Origin of the sequence: Vibrio hibernica (assembly GCF_015223435.1) — a bacterium.
GTDB lineage: Bacteria > Pseudomonadota > Gammaproteobacteria > Enterobacterales > Vibrionaceae > Vibrio > Vibrio hibernica.
Map to the genome: position 1 here is coordinate 1 of NZ_VHKO01000041.1, position 22,022 is coordinate 22,022.

At 39.2% G+C, this 22,022-nt stretch carries 18 protein-coding genes; 13 read left to right on the top strand and 5 right to left on the bottom strand.

Going from position 1 to position 22,022, the window contains the following annotated elements:
- The first annotated feature begins 98 nt into the window (after positions 1-98).
- Positions 99-434, top strand: a complete 336-nt coding sequence (locus FH976_RS12330) for a PBPRA1643 family SWIM/SEC-C metal-binding motif protein (protein WP_194091147.1) — start codon at positions 99-101, stop codon at positions 432-434.
- A 6-nt stretch (positions 435-440) separates the two neighbouring features.
- Here the strand turns inward: FH976_RS12330 and FH976_RS12335 are convergent, their stop codons facing one another.
- Positions 441-1,367: an AraC family transcriptional regulator gene (locus FH976_RS12335; protein WP_194091148.1), complete on the bottom strand. Its 927-nt coding sequence runs from the start codon at positions 1,365-1,367 to the stop codon at positions 441-443.
- A 56-nt stretch (positions 1,368-1,423) separates the two neighbouring features.
- On the opposite strand from FH976_RS12335, the gene FH976_RS12340 reads away from it, so the two are divergent.
- Entirely contained in the window at positions 1,424-2,818 is a 1,395-nt protein-coding gene (locus FH976_RS12340) for an MATE family efflux transporter (protein WP_194091149.1), read from the top strand.
- A gap of 103 nt (positions 2,819-2,921) precedes the next feature.
- Here the strand turns inward: FH976_RS12340 and FH976_RS12345 are convergent, their stop codons facing one another.
- The 4 genes from FH976_RS12345 to FH976_RS12360 all read right to left on the bottom strand — a co-directional run bounded on the left by FH976_RS12345 (position 2,922) and on the right by FH976_RS12360 (position 6,769).
- Positions 2,922-3,641, bottom strand: coding sequence for a YebC/PmpR family DNA-binding transcriptional regulator (locus FH976_RS12345; protein WP_194091150.1), 720 nt, complete (start codon positions 3,639-3,641; stop codon positions 2,922-2,924).
- A gap of 97 nt (positions 3,642-3,738) precedes the next feature.
- Complete coding sequence (locus FH976_RS12350) at positions 3,739-3,948, bottom strand: DUF3283 family protein (RefSeq protein ID WP_194091151.1); 210 nt, start codon at positions 3,946-3,948, stop codon at positions 3,739-3,741.
- A 151-nt stretch (positions 3,949-4,099) separates the two neighbouring features.
- Positions 4,100-4,297, bottom strand: coding sequence for a PA3496 family putative envelope integrity protein (locus FH976_RS12355; protein ID WP_194091152.1), 198 nt, complete (start codon positions 4,295-4,297; stop codon positions 4,100-4,102).
- Positions 4,298-4,792: 495 nt separating this feature from the next.
- Positions 4,793-6,769: a replication initiator protein RctB domain-containing protein gene (locus FH976_RS12360; RefSeq protein ID WP_194091153.1), complete on the bottom strand. Its 1,977-nt coding sequence runs from the start codon at positions 6,767-6,769 to the stop codon at positions 4,793-4,795.
- A 1,399-nt stretch (positions 6,770-8,168) separates the two neighbouring features.
- Between FH976_RS12360 and FH976_RS12365 the strand changes: the two genes are divergently transcribed.
- From FH976_RS12365 to FH976_RS12415, 11 genes are all read left to right on the top strand, one after another.
- Positions 8,169-9,392 (top strand): AAA family ATPase, encoded by a 1,224-nt coding sequence (locus FH976_RS12365; protein ID WP_194091162.1) that lies wholly within the window; start codon positions 8,169-8,171, stop codon positions 9,390-9,392.
- Positions 9,392-10,366 carry a ParB/RepB/Spo0J family partition protein gene (locus FH976_RS12370; RefSeq protein ID WP_194091154.1) on the top strand — a complete coding sequence of 325 codons (975 nt, stop codon included), beginning with the start codon at positions 9,392-9,394 and terminating at the stop codon, positions 10,364-10,366. The genes FH976_RS12365 and FH976_RS12370 overlap by 1 nt, the downstream gene beginning before the upstream one ends.
- A 96-nt stretch (positions 10,367-10,462) precedes the next feature.
- A complete protein-coding gene (locus FH976_RS12375; protein ID WP_194091155.1) occupies positions 10,463-12,541 on the top strand; it encodes a GNAT family N-acetyltransferase in 2,079 nt (692 codons plus the stop codon).
- Positions 12,542-12,826: 285 nt separating this feature from the next.
- The gene (gene pdxH / locus FH976_RS12380; protein ID WP_194091156.1) at positions 12,827-13,471 is read left to right on the top strand and encodes a pyridoxamine 5'-phosphate oxidase; all 645 of its coding nucleotides are present in this window, start codon (positions 12,827-12,829) and stop codon (positions 13,469-13,471) included.
- Between the two features lie 194 nt (positions 13,472-13,665).
- Positions 13,666-14,514 carry an AraC family transcriptional regulator gene (locus tag FH976_RS12385; RefSeq protein WP_194091157.1) on the top strand — a complete coding sequence of 283 codons (849 nt, stop codon included), beginning with the start codon at positions 13,666-13,668 and terminating at the stop codon, positions 14,512-14,514.
- A 156-nt stretch (positions 14,515-14,670) separates the two neighbouring features.
- The gene (putA, locus tag FH976_RS12390) at positions 14,671-17,877 is read left to right on the top strand and encodes a bifunctional proline dehydrogenase/L-glutamate gamma-semialdehyde dehydrogenase PutA (protein ID WP_194091158.1); all 3,207 of its coding nucleotides are present in this window, start codon (positions 14,671-14,673) and stop codon (positions 17,875-17,877) included.
- Positions 17,878-17,887: 10 nt separating this feature from the next.
- Positions 17,888-18,598, top strand: coding sequence for a 1-pyrroline-5-carboxylate dehydrogenase (locus FH976_RS12395; protein WP_194950395.1), 711 nt, complete (start codon positions 17,888-17,890; stop codon positions 18,596-18,598).
- 93 nt (positions 18,599-18,691) lie between these two features.
- Positions 18,692-20,185: a sodium/proline symporter PutP gene (gene putP / locus FH976_RS12400; protein ID WP_194091159.1), complete on the top strand. Its 1,494-nt coding sequence runs from the start codon at positions 18,692-18,694 to the stop codon at positions 20,183-20,185.
- A gap of 350 nt (positions 20,186-20,535) precedes the next feature.
- On the top strand, positions 20,536-20,745 hold the full coding sequence (cspE, locus tag FH976_RS12405) for a transcription antiterminator/RNA stability regulator CspE (protein WP_190330035.1): 210 nt from the start codon (positions 20,536-20,538) through the stop codon (positions 20,743-20,745).
- Positions 20,746-20,856: 111 nt separating this feature from the next.
- The gene (locus tag FH976_RS12410; RefSeq protein WP_194091160.1) at positions 20,857-21,531 is read left to right on the top strand and encodes a Qnr family pentapeptide repeat protein; all 675 of its coding nucleotides are present in this window, start codon (positions 20,857-20,859) and stop codon (positions 21,529-21,531) included.
- Between the two features lie 83 nt (positions 21,532-21,614).
- Positions 21,615-21,959, top strand: coding sequence for a YajD family HNH nuclease (locus tag FH976_RS12415; protein ID WP_194091161.1), 345 nt, complete (start codon positions 21,615-21,617; stop codon positions 21,957-21,959).
- Positions 21,960-22,022: the final 63 nt, after the last annotated feature.

The window sequence follows — 22,022 nt, forward strand, 5'->3', positions numbered from 1 at the left end:
CACCATCTAAGCTTGTCATGTCGAAACTTGAGCAAGTAAATTTAAAAGTGCGTATACTCGCCGCCAAGCAAATTGCTCAACTCTATTTGGAAAAGATCATGTCAAAATTATTCTTTAAAGGCCGTATCGATACGCGTCAAAACCATGTTAAATCGGGCTATAACGTAAACCGTGAGATCAAACTTGGTAGTGAAGAAGCGCCATTGTCTATTGTGGTAAATAGCCAAGATCGCCAAACTGAAATTGAAGCGATTCTGGCTCAGCATCAATTGATTGCAAATATCACGCTTGATGCTGAACAAGAAGAAAATACGATTGAATTAGATACCATTTTAAACAAACCAAAACCAACAACTTTTGAAAAAACACCAAACCGCAACGATCCTTGCCCTTGTGGTAGTGGCAAGAAATACAAAAAATGTTGTGGTCAATAATTTAGCTTAGTGACTCTCGTTAAGATCCTGAATGGTTGCCACGTTTTTTCGAAAATTTCTTGGTGATCGACCATAGAATTTTCGGAATCTATGGGTAAAATTGAAAGGATCAGGGTAACCAAGTCGATGGGCGATCATGGCGATCGTCCAATCTCGATGATGCAGAAGATCAGCCGCTTTCTCCATTCTCAAACGGATCAACTGCTGACTCGGTGAATGCTGATACAACTGCTTTGAAATTCGATTTAATTGCTCTTCACTCAAATAACTGCGCTTCGCGATCTCTTTCACCGTCCATGGTAAATGCAACTGAGCTTCTACTTGATTAAACACGCTTTGCACTCGAAGTGATGCATTAGAAGGTTGGCTGTCGGTCGAACCTAATAGAATACGAGTCAATTCACTCAATAATAGTTGCCTGAAAGTGGAACGACCATGCGCGTCTCTATCTACACCATCTTGATGCAGCAAATTCAACAAAGACCACACCGATTCACACAAATGGGTTGGTTCAACTCGTTGCTGGCTATTCTCAATTTGTTGCCACTTGGCGGTTGGTGGCAATAAAATCCAAGCCATTTTCCAATTTGGACTATCCGCCAACTCAAAACGAAACGGGATATTTTCAGGTAAGACAGTGACGGTATTGGGGGTAATGGCATAAATACCTTGCTTAGTCAGCAGTCGCCCTCCCCCTTCTTGAGTAAACAGAAGAGTATGAATTTCAGGATGTTTACGCTCAACAATATATCCATCAGACAATTCAGCTAATCCTGCCATGGTGATGCCTTCGGTTCCAAGCTCTGACAGCTCCGATTGAACAATAAACCGTTCCTTGCAGCTATCAGCAAGATAAATCTTATCTTGCCAGTCACGTTGACTAAGGTTTTGCTCAATGACGGATTCACACAGGTTTTCTCTGAATTCAAACATGTTGATTTACCCAAAGCTCTTCTATATTTGCAGCCTCATGATGAGGAAAACTGCCAATGTCCATTCAACCACAATCTTACGATCAAACCAACGTTTCACACGCACACTTACCGCCTCATCTTTTTTCAAGAATGGCCAAGCTAGCGCTGCCGGTTGCACTGCAAAGTGCGCTGGTTGCGATATTAGCACTAGCAGATGTATTGATGGTGAGCGACTTTGGTCAAAGTGCTACCGCAGCAGTCGGTATTGCCTCTCGCTGGCATTTTGTTGCCATCATGATCATGGCTGCTTTGGCGACCGCTACTGGCAGTTTAGTTTCTCAATATTGGGGACGAAATGATAAGACGACCGCTAAAACCGTCACCTTAATGTCTTTGAAGTTTGGCTCGATCATTATGGTTCCTGTCACTATTTTATTAGTCGGTTTTTCGTCTCAAATCATGCGAGTACAAACCAACGATATACAAGTGATTACCCAAGGTGCAGATTACCTTTTGTACAGCTTGCCATTGCTCATGCTCACCCATTGGGTCATCACAGCAGAAGCTAGCCTACGTTCAAGTGGCAATGCCGTTCTGCCATTAATCCTTGCAGCCATTACGATAGCGTTGAATATTGGGTTAAATCTGTGGTTGATCCACGGCGGTTTTGGGGTTCCGGCTTTAGGCGTTGCAGGCGCGGCATTATCCACCACCATTGCACGAGCCGTTCAGGTTTTACTCATTCTATCGGTATTAAAATGGCAAAATCATTGGTTAATAAGCAGTGATTATGAAAAGAAAAATGACCGCTTATGGCTATCATACAAACGCTTAGCGATCCCAAATGCGGCTAATGCTGTTTTATGGGCCTTTGGAACCTTAACCTACCAAACCATTTTTGGGCATATGGGAACAACAGAGCTAGCGGTATACAGCATGATTGGCCCTTTTGAAGGTTTGTGTTACGCCATTTTTATGGGTATCTCAGTGGCTTGCTCAGTATTGTTGGGTCAATCGCTTGGACGAGATGAATATTTGCAAGCACAAGCGATGGCGAAATTTTTTATTCGGTTTATTTTCATCATGGGGATCGTTGTATGTGGGGTGCTGTTCTTTAATCGAGGAAGTGTGATCGGATTTTTAGATCTGAATTCTCCCGACTTATTTGCAGTCGCTGAACCTACTTTTGTGATCATGAGTTTTGCCATTATTATTCGCATGCTCAATATGCTGATCATCAATGGTATTTTACGCGCAGGTGGTGAAAATCATTTTTGTTTGCGTATGGATTTTATCGCTATGTGGTTGGTTGGGATCCCACTCACCGCGTATGGTGCCTTTATTGCTGATCTAAGTTTCTACTGGGTATATTTGCTTATGCTGGGAGAGGAAATCGTTAAACTCAGTTTATGCTTCACACGTTATTTAAAGAACAAGTGGATGAACAACTTAACGCTTCAACCAGCCTAATAAATAATACTAAATGTAGCCTGGTGCTAGACATCACATAAAAAAACACCGAGCGTATCAAGCTCGGTGTTCAATATATTCATGCTAACAGTTCACCACATTATTATTCTATTTCGGCGTTGTGATAAACCTGTTGTACATCATCACAATCATCTAGCATGTCTAAGAACTTTTGAAATTTAACTAAGTCCTCACCCGTGACTGGAGTATGCGTTTGAGGGACAAAGGTAATTTCCTCAACATCCACAACAAGATCTGGATACTCTGCACTTAATGCTGTTTTTACTTTGAAGAACTCTGTATGTGGTGCAAATACAGTGATCACGCCATCTTCAAGTTCAATATCAGTGACATCAACATCTTGCATCATCAAAGCTTCAAGAATTGAATCTTCATCTTCACCAGAAAATTGGAACACCGCTTGATGATCGAACATGTGCGCAACTGTACCAGGGCTACCAATTTTCGCACCTGTTTTAACAAAGCATTGGCGAACATCTTGGAAAGTACGGTTACCGTTATCGGTTAAGCAATCGACAATCACACTTGCGCCGCCCGGAGAAAAGCCTTCGTAACGTGCCGGTTGGAAATCTTCACCACCGCCGCCATTCGCTTTGTCTAACGCTTTATCAATAACATGAACAGGCACATTATCTCGTTTTGCTTTGGTGATAAGATGTTTAAGCGATAAATTCATATCTGGATCAGAGCCGCCATTTTTAGCAGCAACGTAAATTTCTTTACCGTACTTTGAATAAACTTTAATTTTTGCGCCTGCTGTTTTTGCCATTGAGGCCTTGCGCACTTCAAAACTTCTTCCCATGGGAATCTTCTCTCTGATTTTAATTTTATGCTGAATGTGACCATAAGATTCGATTCAAACTTATGATTTTGGACCACGACCGCCATGCTAATAAAAGCTATGCTACTCCCATAATCCGTTTGTATTTTTGTATTGCCTGCTCAAAAAAAGTTCGCTCATTAGGGTCGCGGATCTTTTCAGCTTCATTGAACAACAATTCCGGCCCAGCTTTTGCTTGCTTTAATTGCCATACAAAATATGAAGCTTGTTTATCCAATTCGATCTTGTTTTTTTCTGCTGGTGCCAGCAAAGATAGATTAACCGACATAAGATGGCCTGTATTTTGGAGTCGTAATACCCCGAAATATACCATAGACGTAAACGAAAAATAAAAGAGATTGCGGATTTTACAGTGTAAATTAATAAAACAGGGTGAATGGCTCACCCTGCCCATAACTTATCTCAAGATTCAATATTGATTAATGGATCAAACCTAATTCTCTTGCTTCTTCCAATGTTAATCCGCTTTCACGAATTTCACGTAATGTTTCGATTCTGCGTCTCGCTTCAGCGCTCTTCATTTGTTTTGAATCGGCTTTAGCAATTGAGTCATCTTTTTTGTCCCAAGATGTCGTAATATCGGTCATGTCATCATGATTGATTGAGTTAATTGACATAAATACCTCCAGAAAAGCATGTAGAAACAAGATGGATATTAAGCAAGAAGTGATCATCTTGTTAAGTGAATAATATAGAGATTGTGACTTTAATCAGACTTAACTTACAACACGGTCAACTAAACAAAACAATGCAGGTTCCCTTGGCATATAAATTGGGTGCTGTGGCAAAGTATGCCTATAAAAAATCATCTCTTAATCAGGCAGCATGATGCCCTTTCATACCAACTATTTTTCTTCCATAATAATAAATAGCAGATCGCCCGCATTTTAGATAAATTTTTATTTCTAGCAAGTATCAATTTATAACTTTGCTATTCGTTATCGGTGAAAAGCATTCATCAAAGTAATCAGAATATTCATACGAAAGATTCTGATATCCAACTAGCTAAGGAAGCATGATCAAGGTTGGCCTTGATCATGCTTCCAAAAAAATCCCAAAGACAATATCTTTGGGATTCATAAATTTTATAACAATGTTATTAAGTTAAAGGCTTAACTGTCTGCGGCCATTTCATTTAATGCACGGATAACGGTTTCATCTAAATGACCTTCATAGACTTGTTTGCAAACTTTTCGTCTAACCGCCAACCCCGCAATCACGCGCTCAATTGATAAATGTTTATCTTTTGATTCTTGATTAAATAATTCAACCGTTTTACTCAATGTTTCATACGGTACGATGGTTTCACCGACTCGCAGCCAATCGAGCTTATCAATGAGCTCATCACATTCTTCTTTAATAGAAGCATATGGATGCCCTGTCATAGCTGAAAGAGCCGTTAAACTGCGTTCTAGCGCTTCTGGTGAAGTATACTTAGATAGGGTAATGATCAATTCATCAGCGTTAATTTCAACTAGATGTTTTTTCTGTTTCACACGGCGGCCTAATCGCCCGCGTGGTGACGGTGCTTTACGTTGAATAGGTTCAAACTCACCATCAATGATTTCAGCTAATTCTTGCAGTTTCTGCTTTGATACTAATTCATGGCGTAGTGGGTTTGGCAATGTAGGTGCCATATTTCGCTTACCAGCATTGGTGGTTCTTGCGCGAGAGAAACGGAGAACTTCTTCAGCATCGCAACGGATATCCATCTGATAATCAATGATCTTCTCTTTTTCCATAATATTGGTGATCGTTAAGTGGTAACCCCACAAATTAACGATAAACAGATCTTTAGTGGATTTACCTTCAGAAAGTTTTTTCAATTCCCGAATAAGATCCATTGAAAATCGACGCCATTCGATGTTCCTAGAGAGTTTCTGATTAATCTCACTGAGTAGCATAGATTCAGTCAAACGACGCACTAGGCGGCTTCTGAAGAAGGTATATAACTGGAAGACCAAGGTATGCTGTTTCAAAATCTCTGGTGGGAATAAGAAAAAGTAATCTTTGGTCAATAATTCTTCAAAAAAGGAAGGTTCCCAGACCAGAATATACAGATTAGGTTTGATCCTGATTTCACCGGCTGAGTTTTCAGTTGGCGCTTCATCAGATGCGGTGATCGTTCGAGCAATAAATCGGAAACGATCACTTTTAAATCCTTCCGGCATGTTTTCACTTAACCAGCGCCCTGTTAATTCATGTAATTGAAAGTCAGTGAATTCAATACGATCAATGCTATCTCGAATCGAATCTCGAGCTGGGCCACTGTCTTTTTTACCGCGTAAGGATAGGATATCGGTAATATACAAGGGGGTCTTATTTGGCATATGTTTCGCATCAACATGGAAGTCATCTTGATGATGTTCATGGTATTGAACCGTGAGTGTAAACAAGGCAAACAGCGTCATGAGATCATCGACAGTCATGATGTTTTTGGATGATCTTGTTTCAATGATTGCGCGAGTTCCAGAAATAGTCACCATTGATTTTTGATAACTTTTTCTTGTTCTCGGTGGCGCTAATGCTTGATCTATGATCCCTGCCCAATTGGTAGGGGAGACAATAAATTGATCCGCCTCATTTCTCATGGCTGGCGGGGTATATAAACCGTGTTCGTTGAGTAACTGCCGATTAACTTGGGTTTGTGCTAATGCTTTGGAACGTTTTTGGATTTCAGTTTGTCTCGTGAATTCAGTTTTTAAGCTGGTAGATCCTAATAATGAGATCAATTGGTTTGGATTCACAAAGATATGCAGCATCGACTTCCCTGCTAATCCCTCTTCGAATCGGACAGGAATTTGTTGGAATAAACCGATGGAAACCGCTGCTCGTAATCGTTGTTGAATGGCGGCTCGAGTTAATTGGCCATCGGTAGCTTCAATTAATTCAGTGGTGGAAACAAAACCATCTTTACTTGATAAACCACGAAGTGAAATGAGATTAAGAAGTTCAATAATACTACGTGTTACGCCTTTGAAATGTTGATATTGTTCAATCCAATTAATAATCTGATCTGTGATCTTAAATAAATGACCATCTTTGTGTGATCGAGGCAGTTGAATTAAGATCTTTTCTTGGCCTGACATATAAATTCCATTTCGCATTTATCGTAATTATCGTAATTAGTACATAGTTCCAAGATGATAAAGAAAAAAGATCAAAAAAGAAAGAAAAAAATGCTCCTGATTTATATAACTGATCTTTTGTTTATATGATCTATATTGTTAATATGATCTAATGATCTGGCTGGAAATTCAAGTGTAAATCTTTGTATTTAAACATCTTATTTTTACTCCCCTCGAAAGCATGATCATTGCCGAATAAGAAGCATGATCAATGAAAGATCGGAAGTGTGATCAATTTCACTTAGAAGCATGATCATTGATTAATAAGAAGCATGATCAATGAAAGATCGAAACTATGATCAATAAAAATAGACATGTTATCCACAGGATTTCTGCTTTTTAATGACGATATATTGAACAGATTAGCGAGCAAATAAATAAATCTCTATTTTTTATTCATTTTTACGCTAATGATGTATTTTATGAACGATGATCAAGGTGTTGTTGGTGTATTTTTATTATTTAATGATTATATCGAGTTAATTCAAATTACATTCATCGTAATCTAGATAAGGCTTTACATGCTTCCACTTTAGATTAAGCCTTGATCATTGATCCTAATATGTCTGTCGTTCATATTATTTCTATTTTCATCACCTATCCTTGATCATTGTTCTGTCAGCGAATGATTTTTTATCTAGAAGCATGATCAAGAAGAAATCAATATTCGGTTTACTCTCACCTAATCTACCTTGATCATCTTTCCGCTATTCCTCATTCCTTATACCCTTATTTTTACTGATATTCTGAGTGAATTAACATCAGTTCATGCTTTTTTATATGGGGTTTTTATTCCCAGCTATACTCGTCTTGCTCATTTTTTCTTAATTTTTATGGATTAAAGCATTATTAGTATTCTTATCTTCTTATCTTGTTGATAGCTGGGTAGCTGGTGTCATGAAACATTTGATCCGGGCTCTAAATGATTTTCCTACCTGATTTGTGGTTAAATAATAAACATATTGGTATGAATTTCCTGGTTGTTATTTTTACTTATCTTTTTCGATAAGCATTATAAATTTCTTGTTATCGTTTATTTGAAACTACATTGACTGTAGTTTAGCCAATTATGATAATCGTTCCGTATTAAATTGATGCTTTAAGCTACTTAGTTGTATTTATGTTGACTATTTACATTGTAAATTAGTGACACTGTAACACTTTTATTGTTTTGGTATTACAGAGGGATTTATCATATAAAAATAACCTCAAAAATGGTGCTTTATCGCTAATTTACAGTTTTATGAATTAATTTAGCTATTTAAATGAAAAATAATTAATAAATAACTGTTCAGCTTATTGCTGTATTTTGGTTTTTTGTTGTACAATCTTTATCTCGGTCGAATGATTGGAATTAATGATGAAAAGAGAACAGACAATTAAAAATCTGGAACGCTTAGCTGAACTGACGAAACAAGTTCAAGCTGATCGTATCGAGATTGTTTTAGAAGAGCGTAAAGAAGAACATTTCCCTCCAATGTCGAAGGCATTAATGGAAACTCGTTCTGGTCTAACTCGTCGCAAGCTTGATGAAGCTATTGCAAAAATGGAAGCGAATGGTCACCAGTTTACTAAAAATAATGCTAATCATTATTCCATTACATTAAGCGAAGCTCATCAATTAATGGATGCAGCCGGCGCGCCAATGTTTTATCAACAAAAGAAGAATGCATCGAATAAACCTTGGATTGTAAATGTGCAGAACCAAAAAGGTGGGACAGGGAAATCGATGTCAGCCGTTCATATTGCTGCTTGTTTGGCCTTAAATCTTGATAAACGTTACCGTATTTGTTTGATCGATTTAGATCCACAGGGCTCTTTGCGTTTGTTCTTGAATCCACAAATTAGTGTGGAAGACCGTGATGAAATTTATTCTGCTGTAGATGTAATGCTCGATAATGTGCCTGAAGGTGCCGATGTTGATGCGGAATTTTTACGCAGAAATGTGCTGTTACCTACTCAATATCCTAACTTAAAGACGATTTCTGCTTTTCCAGAAGATGCGATGTTTAATGCGGAAGCTTGGCAGCATCTTTCACAAAACCAGTCTCTTGATATTGTTAAGTTATTGAAAGAAAAATTGATTGATAAAATTGCTGATGATTTCGACATTATCATGATGGATACCGGACCTCATGTGGATCCATTGGTATGGAATGCAATGTATGCCTCTAATGCTCTTTTGATCCCTTGTGCTGCAAAACGTTTAGATTGGGCGTCGACGGTGAACTTTTTCCAACACTTACCTACTGTATATGAAATGTTTCCTGATGACTGGCAAGGCTTGGAATTCGTTCGGTTGATGCCTACGATGTTTGAAGATGACAATAAAAAACAAGTGTCTGTATTAACGGAGATGAATTATTTATTGGCAGAACAAGTCATGATGGCGACGATCCCAAGAAGCCGTGCTTTTGAAACCTGTGCCGATACTTACAGTACCGTGTTTGATTTAACCGCGAGTGATTTTGAAGGCGGTAAAAAAACGTTAGCCGTTGCGCAAGATGCGATTCATAAAAGTGCATTAGAACTTGAGCGAGTGATGCATAGTCACTGGGCATCATTAAATCAGGGGAATGAATAATGGCGATTAAAACGTCTGAACTAAACGCAAAATTATTTGGTAAAGCAAATAAGCGTCGCGCGACTTCACCAGTTGAAGCTCAAGCTGCTGTCAAAGAAAAAGCCCAAGTGATTGAATTAGCAATTGCAGGGAAAGAACTTGTTGCTTTTGAATTGATGTCTATCCCCGCGGCTGACATTGAAAACAAAACGATCGTATTTGCTCAAAACTCTCGTGAGCAATCGTTTTTGAATGAACATGCTTTATCCGATATTTTAGCGACATTAAAGGAACGTGGTCAGCAATATCCTGCGGTGGGCCGACGTAATAAAGAAGGTAAAATTGAAGTTCTTGATGGCAGCCGTCGTCGAATGTCATGTATTTTGGCACAAAAAGACTTCTTAATTTATGTTGCGGACGATATTGAAGCTGAACATGCTAAGTTTTTATCGGATGTTGCGAATACACATAAACCATTGTCTTTATATGAGCGTGGGCGTGAAATGCAGCTTAAATTGGATTCTGGCCAAGCTACGGATCAAAAATCATTAGCACAAATGTTTCAATGCAGTGAAGCTTTAGTGAGTGGGGCATTGAAAGCGGCTGCTTTACCTATTGAAATATTGACCACCTATCCAAATGTTAGTGATGTCGGTCGTCCAACTATCGTGAAGTTACACAAGCTATACCACTCATTACCTAAAAAATCACAAACATTATTGTTGGAAAAATGTCGCTCACAACAAGGTGATATTTGGAAACAGTCAGGCTCCCAAGGTGTTGCCCGCTTAACGAAAGATGTTTCTACTCAGTTAGAAGATTGGATTGAAGAGCTCTACCCTACAGAGACGAAAAAAAATACAGATAAAGTGGACTTGGTGAAAGGTCGCATCAGCTATTTACGAAAAGGCTCAAGCTTATCGTTGTCACTTAAGAAAGTAGATGATGAAACCATGCAAGCTATTTTAGATTTCGTCCAAAGTAAGATTGATTAATTAATGTGATATACCTATAAGCCGTACATTTCATCGATGTGCGGCTTTTTTACGCCTATGGTATGCTACCTTATTCGATTTTAACTGTGTGATAGTATGAACGCCCTTTCTTCTTTACTGCAATTCCAGACTCAATTAACGCAGAATGAACATCGCTCTGCTGTGTGTTTCAATCTTGATGATGCAGATTCAAAATATCTTATTCAACAGTATATTCACCATGCGGGTTTGTCTGATTCCCAAATTGCTTGGTTTGGAAAAAAAGAAGATCTTGTTGGTGATTTTGAATATGATTTTTTTGATTATAAACAAGGTGCACAGATTTTAGGGCAGGAAGTTGAACTATTGATTTTTGACCTAAGCGCTGGTTTTGATGCCAATAGTTTCACTGCTGCATGTGGCGCATTAAAAGCAGGAGGTTTGTTATTCATAATTAATAGTGATCAGCTTGTATCATCGCATAGTAAAACGTGGTTACAACAACATTTCACTCAATGGCCTCAAGTTGAGAGTTTAAATTCTCCTTTATTTTTTGCTTCCGATGACAATCAGATTGTGAAATCAAATTTACCGACGATTTTTATTGACGGTAAAACTCAAGATCAGCTTGCTGCCATTGCAGGAATAAGGAAGGTATTATCGGGGCATCGGAAGCGCCCTTTAGTATTAACGGCTCATCGAGGGCGGGGAAAATCGGCTTGTTTAGGAATGGCGGCGGCTCAACTTATGTCTGAACATTCCCGCACGATAATAATTACTGCGCCTTCAATCAAATCATTATCAAGCGTATTTAGTCATGCGATGACTCAATTAAACCACACTAAATTTGAGAGAAGCATCAAGAAGCAAAATAGAACGTCTCTCGAATTAGATAACGGCTCTTGCTTGTTGTTTATCGCGCCAGATGAACTGCTACTAAATAAGCCTGAATGTGATTTATTGTTGGTTGATGAAGCGGCCGCTTTGCCCTTATCAATGTTGAAACGAATGGTTCGGCACTATCATCGTATGGTGTTTAGCTCAACGGTACACGGCTATGAAGGTTGCGGGCGTGGATTTACGCTTAAATTTATGAGCTGGCTAGATGAGAACCGTGATGGTTGGAAGCATCAAGAATTACTTCAACCAATACGTTGGCAGCAAAATGATCCATTAGAATTATGGCTATTTGATACTTTCCTGCTAGCAAGTGATATCTCGCCTGCCCCGACTTCATGCACAGGCATACAATTACAACACATCGATAAGAAACAATTACTCAATCAACCTGCTCTCTTACGCTCTGTATTTGAATTATTGGTGAATGCGCATTATCAAACAACCCCTAATGATTTGTTTCAATTACTCGATGACCAAGCAATGAGTTTATACATTATTCAATCTCAAGATTCATTATTGGGTTGTATTGTGGTTAATCTTGAAGGTGGCTTATCGCCTGAGTTGGTGACGGAAATACAGCAAGGGAAGCGACGACCTAAAGGACATTTAGTCGCCTCTCATCTATCCAATCATTTATCCATTGAACAAGCCGCTATTCAAACTAGCGCACGGATCATGAGAATTGCTGTGCATCCAGAATGCCAACGGCAAGGAATTGGGCAGCAAGCGTTAAATCTATTGCAATTACAACTGATCGGTAAAGTTGATTTTATCTCCACCAGTTTTGGTGCGACATCGGAGTTAATTCGTTTTTGGTCTGAGCAATTTAGCTTAGTTAAGTTAGGCAGCCACCGAGATCAAGCGAGTGGTTGTTATTCTGCAGTGATGATCGCCCCTCTATCTTTTGATGCCCAAACTTGGCTTGAAAGTGCACATGCTCGCTTTGGGCAAGAATTTAAGTTTTTACTTTCTAATGTTTTTCAGTATTTAGAAGTTGATGTGGTGATGGCGATTTTAAGTGAGCAAATTTCTAAGTCATCAGATATAGATAAATCACTTTTAGTTGAAAACTATCTTCAAGGTGGCAATAGTTTTGAATCTGTCCATTTTGAATTAGAGGGTTTTGTTTGGCAGCGCTTCTGTGGTCGTTATCAACCGTTAAATATGGTCGGACTAGATTGCCTCGTATCTCGTGTATTGCAGCAACAATCATGGAAAGAAGTCGGGGAGTTATGCCAGTTATCTGGGCGGAAAATTATTGAACAACAAATTAAAAAAATAATATCATTCTTATAAATCTTCAATTTACAGTGTAAATCCATCTATCGTTAACATTTTTGGTATCGATTTACACTGTAAATTACCATTTCTAATCTTTATATATTACATATTTAATTATGTTCATCTCAGTTATTCCGCCATTAGATAATCGGTATATTTCACGACTCATATGATATGCATTTTTAGAACTCTATTTTTAAGGAAGAACAGGGTATTTTTTGTCATAAGCTTTTTAATTTTAGACTTGTCTTGCTCCTGAGTTAAGAGCAAAATTAAGCAACATAAACGTAAGGACTTGTTATGAAACTTTCTGATATGCGACGTGAATATGCTTTGAGTGCATTAAAGCGTAAAGACTTAGCGGTAAATCCAGTTGACCAATTTAACTTATGGTTACAACAAGCGATTGAGTTTGGGTTAAACGATCCAACGGCGATGACAGTGGCGACGGTCGATGAACATGGACAGCCCTTTCAACGGATTGTGTTACTTAAGAATGTCGATGATCAAGGCTTTGTATTTTATACCAACCTTGGTAGCCGTAAAGCTCAACACCTACAGCATAATAATAAAATTAGCTTACATTTCCCATGGCATGCGATGGAGCGTCAAGTTCACATTACTGGCACAGTGGAAAAGCTTTCGGCAATGGAAAATATAAAGTATTTCACTTCTCGTCCAAAAGAAAGTCAGCTCGCAGCTTGGGCAAGTAAGCAAAGTAATCGTATTTCAGCTCGTGGTGTGCTTGAAGGAAAGTATCTTGAGTTAAAAGAAAAATTTGCTGATGGCAAGATCCCTGTTCCGAGCTTTTGGGGAGGATATAGAATTAAAGTTGAAAGTATGGAATTCTGGCAAGGTGGCGAACATCGTTTACATGATCGTTTTATCTATGTGAAGCCGGATCAAGATAAAACAGAATGGGATATTTCTCGTTTAGCGCCTTAAATCATGTATGGGATGTATTAAAAGTCGCTCTAGATTTACAGTGTAAATTTAAATTAGATAGAAATTTATTAATTATTAAATTGATTTATAAAGAGTTATTAGAATTACTATCTCCGTAGTTTGATATGTCTTGATCATCGTTCTGGAACTATGATCAAGTAAGATCTTAACGATTGATCAGGAAGTAACTTTTTATGGCTGAATTTGACATCAATGTACCACCTAAAACCGCACAGCTGATCACGCTTCCTAGCTATATGGAAAGACATCAACATGATTACACCCAGATCGTTATCGGGTTAAAAGGTCGTGCGGAATTTGAAGTCGATGGAGAAATTCGGCTGATTGGACCGGGGCAAGGTTGTATTGTCCCTGCTGCCTGTGAACATCGTTTTGGGGGGATTGGTTTATCGGATATTTTGGTACTGAATTTTTTCTTCGATAAAGACGATATTTTCGATGGTGAACGACTGGGCAACGAAGAGTTTAATAAAGTAATACATCGGGATAAAAATCAATCTCAAGTTCGTGAATTGGTGAATGCGCTATTAGAAAAAGAGGTGTATTTTCAGCTCGATTTACCTATTCAACAATTGGTTAAATTGTTAGTACAGGAAATAGAATCAAACCCTGATGATCAATGGTTATGCCAAGCCTGCCAAGACACTATTATTGCTTTACTACATCGACATACTAAGCCGTTTGAAACACTCAAAAAAGGCAACCGTCTCAATATGGATCTTATTGACCGTTATATCCATCAGCATTTAACCAATAAGATATCAGTGCCCGATTTAGCGGCATGTGCGTTTTTAGGTGAAAGTCATTTTCACTTATCTTTCAAATCACAAGTTGGTTGCACGCCGCATCAATATATTCTGCAAAAAAGAATTGAACTGTCAAAAACACTCATAAAGGAAGGGCAATACAATCTTGGTCATATCTCTCAATTGATTGGCTTTTCCGATCAGAGTGTTTTTACGCATAACTTTCGTCGTATGGTGGGTGTTTCTCCATCTATATATCGGAAGAGTATCGTGTAATTCTGAAAAAAATTGGTTACTTAAAATATGTGATCATGTTGGTTTTTTGTAAATGAACTGAGTTTTAATCAAATAAAGCGGAGTTTTTATCAATTTTTGTTGTTTAAATGGCACTACACTCACTGCATTAATAGGTTCATAAAGTGAGAACTGTGTATGTTTACTGCAACGGATGTATTATCAAAAGAGTTTAATCAACAACCACTATCTAAGCTTTGGGCTTTAATTTCGCCTTTATACATGGTGGATGAATCTACCTGGCTCAATCAGTTGCTTCCTCTTGCCACACCCAGTGATCAAGAAAAACAAACCATTCAAGATAAAACGACAGAATTGATCCAAGCCATCCGTGCGGATAAAAAATCGGTACAAATGATCGATGCTTTATTGCTGGAATACAGCCTAGACACACATGAAGGTATTTTATTGATGTGTTTAGCCGAAGCTCTGATGCGTATACCAGATGCTGCCACTGCCGATGCTTTAATCCGCGATAAATTAAGCGTGGCGGATTGGAAATCTCATTTAAAAAATTCTGATTCGGTTTTTGTGAATGCCTCGACTTGGGGACTGATGTTTACTGGCAAAGTGATAGGTTTACACGAATCTCAAACTCAAAGCCCATCACAAGGTTTAAGTCGTTTAGTCAATAAATTCTCTGAACCCGTTATTCGTAAAGCTATGCATCAAGCCATGAAGATAATGGGGCATCAGTTTGTGCTTGGTCGTACTATTGTTGAAGCTCAAAAAAATGGTAAGAGCATGCGAGAGAAAGGGTATACCTATTCTTACGATATGCTTGGTGAAGCGGCGCTGACCACTGATGATGCTAAGAAATATTTTAATGATTATTTAATGGCAATCAGCGCAGTGGGCAACGATAAGTTCAATCACGATGTAAGCCCTGCACCTTCTGTGTCTATTAAATTATCGGCATTGCATCCTCGTTACGAAGTCGCCAATAAACATCGTGTGATGACACAATTGTATGCCACGGTTGAGCAATTGATCGTGCATGCAAGACAGCTGGATGTGGCATTAACCATTGATGCTGAAGAAGCGGATCGCTTAGAAATATCGCTAGAGTTGTTTGAAAAACTTTACCGTAGTGAAGTAGCACAAGGCTGGGGAAAATTTGGTCTCGTTATTCAAGCGTATTCTAAACGTGCTCTGCCTGTATTAGCGTGGCTTAATGCTTTAGCCAAAGAGCAAGGAGATACGATCCCACTTCGCTTAGTAAAAGGTGCTTATTGGGACAGTGAAATCAAATGGTCACAGCAAGCCGGTTATGATAATTACCCTGTTTATACGCGTAAAGAATCGACCGATGTTGCTTACTTAGCGTGTGCACGTTTTTTATTAAGCGATCATGTTCGCGGTAATATCTTCCCTCAATTTGCCAGCCATAATGCTCATACAGTAACTGCTATTGCGACAATGGCGACTCACAAAGAATTTGAATTTCAGCGTTTGCATGGCATGGGTGACTCGCTTTATCACCATGTCATGGCAGCTTATCGTCAATCTGTGCGTATCTATGCGCCAGTTGGAAGCCATAAAGACTTACTGCCGTACTTAGTCCGCCGATTACTGGAAAATGGCGCGAATAGCTCATTTGTGCATCGTTTAGTAGATGCACGTTGTCCGATTGAAAATTTAAACCAGCATCCGGTTGATACCTTACTTGCTAATGAGCATTTTTATAACCCAGCGATCCCGCTACCTCGAGCTATCTTTGCTGATAGAAATAATTCATTAGGCGTGAATGTCGATATTCTAAGTGAAGCGGAACCATTTGAAGCCAAAGTGAATCAATGGCTAGAAAAAACATGGCAGTCAGGCCCAATTATTAATGGTAAGCAGCTGTATTCCAATGATAATCCTCAACATGATCAAGCAAAAGACGAAAGCATGATCAAGGATTATTATCAGGTAGATGCAGAAATTAAAATGATCACCGCACCTTATGATCGCAGGATCCAAGTTGGATCTGTGCAGTTTTCAAACCTTGATCATGTTTCCGCTGCAATTGAAGGAGCGCAATCATGCTTCCGTGAGTGGAACAGGCTTGGCTATCAAGCACGAGCGGAGAAGTTAGACCGTTTAGCTGATCTTTTGGAAGATCACTTGGCTGAGTTAGTGGCTTTATGCCATAAGGAAGCGGGTAAAACCATCCATGACAGCATTGATGAAGTTCGTGAAGCGGTCGATTTCTGCCGATTTTATGCCAAACAAGACGGTATCTTTGCATTGCAATCTACGGTCGATTTTGATGGTAACAAGCGCGATATGACTCGTGAGGGGAGAGGAGTATTTGTTTGTATTAGCCCGTGGAACTTCCCATTAGCTATTTTCTTAGGTCAAATTTCTGCGGCTTTAGTCAGTGGTAATACTGTCATTGCTAAACCTGCCGAGCAAACCAGCTTAATTGCGGCGCGCGCAGTGGAGTTGATGATAGAAGCGGGCTTTTCTGCCGGTTCAATTCAATTACTACCGGGTAATGGTGCTCTGATTGGGCAAGCTTTGACGTCTCATCCCGCTATTGCAGGCGTCGCTTTTACTGGCTCAACCCCAACCGCACAACGTATTAATGCAACTTTGGCTGAGCGTGACGCAAGCCCTGTCCCTTTGATTGCTGAAACGGGCGGCCAAAATGCCATGATTGTGGATAGCACGGCGTTGCCCGAGCAAGTGGTGCGTGATGTGTTGCGTTCTGCATTTGCATCAGCAGGGCAGCGTTGCTCTGCATTGCGCGTGTTGTATGTGCAGCATGACATTGCTGATCGCATCGTGAGTTTAATCAAAGGTGGCATGCAGGAGTTGTCGGTCGGCTTGCCTTACCTGCACAGTACTGATGTCGGCCCTGTGATTGATGCGGCTGCAAAGGATAAGCTGATGGCTCACATCGAGTTAATGCGTGGTTCTCATAACGTGATTGCTCAATTAGCTTTAAATGATGAGTGCCAGCAAGGAGATTTTGTTGCCCCAACAGCCATTGAAATTAGTGATATCAACGTTTTGACTGAAGAAAAATTTGGTCCGATTTTGCATGTGATTCGCTTTAAAGCCGATGAATTGCCTAAGGTGGTACATGATGTTAATCAAACTGGCTTTGGCTTGACCATGGGCGTGCATAGCCGTAACGAAACCACGTATCGTTGGATAGAAAAACACGCACGGGTAGGTAACTGTTATATTAATCGCGATCAAGTCGGCGCCGCTGTTGGCGTTCAACCGTTTGGCGGACAGGGATTATCGGGTACAGGGCCAAAAGCGGGTGGACCACATTATTTGTATCGGTTTACTCAATTTGCTTTATCTCAATCTTTAAATAATTCAGATACCAATTCAACTCAGGCTTAGGAGTGTCATTATGCAAACAATAACGCGTTTTTCAGAAGTGACGGCTTTTGATGCTAGAACAGCATGGGAACAGTGGAACCTAACTGAATATTCATTTAAAAGTGAGTGCTTACTTTCGGTATCTAAAGCACTTTATCAAATAGATGCTACGCTTAGTAATGTTATGGTTCATCATATTCAACAAGCTCAATTTTTTATTGGTGAGCCTCAATTGATGCCAGGGCCAACGGGTGAAACAAATGAATTGTATTGCGCTGGGCGTGGTGTATGTGCTTTGGTTGTAACGTCATTATCTGAGCAAAAAGAAGATGTTCAAAAAGCGGCGATTAGTTTATTAACGGCGGCACTTATTGCAGGAAATAGCGTCGTGATTTGTTGTGATGATGAAGACTTTAATCACACACTTGAGCAAGCATTAGGCGACTCTTTACCCGCTCATTTGGTTCAAATTGTGGCTTATGATTCTTATGCCAAATTGATAGAAAGTAATATAAGCATTGCTGCGGTGGTAGTCGATCCACAGACACAAATTGCAATGAATCGTTTATTAGCGCAAAGAACGGGAGCGATTGTTCCTTTGATTATGGAAGATCCGCAAAATATCGCATTATCGTTTGATCCTGCTTTGGTATTGCGCTTTATTACTGAGCGAACACGAACAATTAACATTACTGCTGTCGGTGGTAATGCGACCTTGTTAGAATTAGGCAGTGAACATTAACGATAAATTCATTTGTGCTGGTAAGAATGGTTCGAACTAGCACTGTTTAACCCTTCAGGATAGAAGGGCTTTTTTATATAAAGGGGAAAACCTATGATCGAGAATAGCTGGGCTATTAGCGGTACATTTATTGCGTATTTAATCCTAATGCTTGCCATTGGGTATTACGCTTATAAACGTACATCAAACTCAACCGATTACTTTCTTGGAGGACGGACTTTAGGTCCTTGGCCTGCTGCATTATCTGCTGGCGCTTCTGATATGAGTGGTTGGTTATTACTTGGTGTACCAGGTTATGCGTATGCATCTGGACTTGAAGCAACGTGGATTTGTGGTGGCTTACTGGTTGGGACATGGCTTAACTGGCTTGTGAGTGCTAAACGTCTTAGAACTTACAGTATTACCACCGATGCGATTACTATTCCTGATTTTTTATCAAGCCGATTTTTAGATAAATCGAAATTGATTCAAACCATTTCCGCTTTCTTCATTTTGTTATTTTTCTTGTTCTATACCAGCTCTGGTTTAGTGGCAGGCGGGAAGTTGTTTGAAACTGTATTTGGTTTGGATTATCACATCGCTGTCGTTATTGGCGCAGTGTGTATTATTTCATACACGTTATTTGGTGGTTTCTTAGCGGTAGCTTGGACTGATCTTGTTCAAGGTTTATTGATGTCGGCGGCGCTACTAATTGTACCTATTACAGCCATGAATGGTGGCTTTTCTCAATTAGATATGGAAGTTACGTCGATTAATCTTGAACTGCTTGATATGTGGACCAACGTTAAAGGTGAGCCTATGACCGCGATTGCGATTATTTCGCTGGTGGCATGGGGTTTAGGTTACTTTGGCCAACCACATATTTTGGCGCGTTTTAAAGCGACTCGTAGTAATAAAGATTTAACGGCAGCTCGTCGAATTGCGGTTATTTGGACTGCGCTTTCAATGGTAGGGGCGATTTTAGTCGGCTTGACTGGGTTAGTTTACGTAGCTGGAAATTCTTCGCTTGTACTAGCGGATGGAGAAAAAATATTCATGATCCTTGTGAATGCTATGTTCCATCCAATTATGGCCGGTATTCTACTGGCAGCTATTCTTGCGGCTATTATGAGTACAGCTGATTCTCAGTTATTGGTTTCTTCTTCTGCGCTTGCCGAAGATTTTTATAAGCAAGTCTTCAAGCAAGATGCGACTTCAGATGAAGTGGTTAAAGTTGGTCGCTTTGCCGTCGTTGGGCTATCGGTATTGGCATTAATGTTTGCCATGAATCCAGAGAGTTCAGTATTAAGTCTAGTATCCTATGCTTGGGCTGGATTTGGTGCGGCCTTTGGTCCTACGATTGTGCTTAGCTTGTATTGGTCTAAAATGAATCGTAATGGCGCTTTAGTCGGTATTATTGTTGGTGGTATTACTATTGTCGTGTGGAAGCAATTAACAGGCGGTATTTTTGATGTTTATGAAATTGTACCGGGTGTTATCTTCTCTACTATTTCGGTTATTGTCGTGAGTATATTAACCGGTGGACCAAGTGACGAAGTATTGCAACAGCATAAGAAATTTAAGCAACAATTGATCGATCTTGATTAAATATAATTGATCAACAGCCATAAAATATGAGCCTCTAAAGCATTCGTTTTAGAGGCTCAAATTATTGGATTTTTTAAAGCCTCGCAAAAATCTAACCGACTTCAAACTTTTCTATATAGCCCTATACTTCTCAAATGAACCCGGGTATCTTTAAACGCAGTCTTTAGTAGATTTATTTATTTGAAAGATACTTTAAAAGTCTTCGCAACACCTGCTATATCAGTTGTGTCATGAAGTGTTTCCTTTCTAAGTTTCTGATGCTCCGTGTGGATTATTCAATAGATACTTTATTAATGACTATAGCCACGCTACATGCGTAATTGATTAGTGAAAATATATAGGATTTACCCATGTCTAAGACAACTGGTATCGTTAAGTGGTTTAACGAAGAAAAAGGTTTCGGATTCATCACTCAAGAGAATGGTGGGGCAGATGTATTTGTTCATTTCCGTTCTATTACAGGTGAAGGTTTTCGTACTTTAGCTGAAGGCCAAAAAGTGGCGTTTGAAGTTGAGCAAGGTCAGAAAGGCCCTCAAGCTGCAAATGTTGAAGTACTCTAATGTAGTACTGAAAAAGAATTAAGAAAAGCCGCACTCGCTGCGGCTTTTTTGTTTTCCTCAACCTCTATTTTTATTGTTACTCGCCTATTCATTAAGGCTTAAAGGTTTCGTATGACTACATTGCTTAAAACGCACCAAACTCTGTATCGAGATCATGATTTTTCTAAGCAAGATTTACAAGATTTGGTATTTGATAAGTGCCAATTTTATGGCTGTAATTTCTCTCGTTCAGATTTAACCGAAACAAAATTTATTGATTGTGTTTTCATAGAAAGTGGCAATGTTTTGGGGTGTGACTTTAACCATGCGAAACTGAAGGAAGCCAGCTTTAAAAGTTGTAATTTGAGTATGGCAATTTTTGATGGTGCAGATGCCTTTGGTATTGAAATGCGTCATTGTCACCTGAAAGGGGTAAGTTTTGTTCGTACAAACTTTGCAAACCATATAACGCATAATACTTATTTTTGTTCAGCGTACATTACTAACTGCGATCTTTCTTATGCTAATTTAGAGCGTCAAAAATTAGAAAAATGTGATTTGTTTGAAAATCGTTGGGGTGGAGCCAACCTGTCAGGTACTTCTTTTAAAGGTTCTGATTTATCTCGAGGTGAGTTTACTTCTGAGCAATGGGAACAGGCGCAGTGGAATGATGCAAACCTGTCACATGTTGATTTAGATGGTTTGGATATTCGACGTGTCACCTTAACTGGCGTTATTATTTGTCAATGGCAACAAGAGCAGTTGCTGAGTAATTTAGGATTAGTGGTGGTGTCGGATAACGCATAAGTTAATTGAGAGTAGAGATAGAATTTCATTTAGAGTAAGCGTTATACTTCGGTAATAAGAATAGGTTTAATTAGGAACGTAATATGGCATCAGATTTTTATGGCAGTAGCGCTGCTTATGCTCGTCAAGAAAGTGGTTATAGGGAAAAGGCACTCAAACTTTATCCGTGGGTGTGCGGAAATTGTGCCCGTGAGTTTGTGTACTCAAATCTTCGTGAACTAACCGTTCATCATAAAGATCATGATCATACCAATAACCCAGAAGATGGTAGTAATTGGGAGTTATTGTGTTTGTATTGTCATGATCATGAGCATTCAAAATACAGTGATCATGATCGTTATGGCGCTGAAATTACACCAGGACAAGATGATCATGTTAGTGCGACTCATAATCCATTCGCGAATTTGAAAGATTTACTGAAAAAGTAAATACTTGGCGATATAACGCACTTGATTTTGAGCGATTAAACTAAAAATTATCGTAACTATTCA

Excerpts from the sequence above, each read along its gene's own strand:
- FH976_RS12375 (WP_194091155.1), top strand. The coding sequence starts at position 10,463 with ATGAACGCCCTTTCTTCTTTACTGCAATTCCAGACTCAATTAACGCAG.
- FH976_RS12360 (WP_194091153.1), bottom strand. The coding sequence starts at position 6,769 with ATGTCAGGCCAAGAAAAGATCTTAATTCAACTGCCTCGATCACACAAA.
- cspE (WP_190330035.1), top strand. The coding sequence starts at position 20,536 with ATGTCTAAGACAACTGGTATCGTTAAGTGGTTTAACGAAGAAAAAGGT.
- FH976_RS12350 (WP_194091151.1), bottom strand. The coding sequence starts at position 3,948 with ATGTCGGTTAATCTATCTTTGCTGGCACCAGCAGAAAAAAACAAGATC.
- FH976_RS12385 (WP_194091157.1), top strand. The coding sequence starts at position 13,666 with ATGGCTGAATTTGACATCAATGTACCACCTAAAACCGCACAGCTGATC.
- FH976_RS12410 (WP_194091160.1), top strand. The coding sequence starts at position 20,857 with ATGACTACATTGCTTAAAACGCACCAAACTCTGTATCGAGATCATGAT.
- FH976_RS12355 (WP_194091152.1), bottom strand. The coding sequence starts at position 4,297 with ATGTCAATTAACTCAATCAATCATGATGACATGACCGATATTACGACA.
- pdxH (WP_194091156.1), top strand. The coding sequence starts at position 12,827 with ATGAAACTTTCTGATATGCGACGTGAATATGCTTTGAGTGCATTAAAG.
- FH976_RS12335 (WP_194091148.1), bottom strand. The coding sequence starts at position 1,367 with ATGTTTGAATTCAGAGAAAACCTGTGTGAATCCGTCATTGAGCAAAAC.
- FH976_RS12330 (WP_194091147.1), top strand. The coding sequence starts at position 99 with ATGTCAAAATTATTCTTTAAAGGCCGTATCGATACGCGTCAAAACCAT.
- FH976_RS12395 (WP_194950395.1), top strand. The coding sequence starts at position 17,888 with ATGCAAACAATAACGCGTTTTTCAGAAGTGACGGCTTTTGATGCTAGA.
- FH976_RS12415 (WP_194091161.1), top strand. The coding sequence starts at position 21,615 with ATGGCATCAGATTTTTATGGCAGTAGCGCTGCTTATGCTCGTCAAGAA.
- FH976_RS12370 (WP_194091154.1), top strand. The coding sequence starts at position 9,392 with ATGGCGATTAAAACGTCTGAACTAAACGCAAAATTATTTGGTAAAGCA.
- putP (WP_194091159.1), top strand. The coding sequence starts at position 18,692 with ATGATCGAGAATAGCTGGGCTATTAGCGGTACATTTATTGCGTATTTA.
- putA (WP_194091158.1), top strand. The coding sequence starts at position 14,671 with ATGTTTACTGCAACGGATGTATTATCAAAAGAGTTTAATCAACAACCA.
- FH976_RS12345 (WP_194091150.1), bottom strand. The coding sequence starts at position 3,641 with ATGGGAAGAAGTTTTGAAGTGCGCAAGGCCTCAATGGCAAAAACAGCA.
- FH976_RS12365 (WP_194091162.1), top strand. The coding sequence starts at position 8,169 with ATGAAAAGAGAACAGACAATTAAAAATCTGGAACGCTTAGCTGAACTG.
- FH976_RS12340 (WP_194091149.1), top strand. The coding sequence starts at position 1,424 with ATGTCCATTCAACCACAATCTTACGATCAAACCAACGTTTCACACGCA.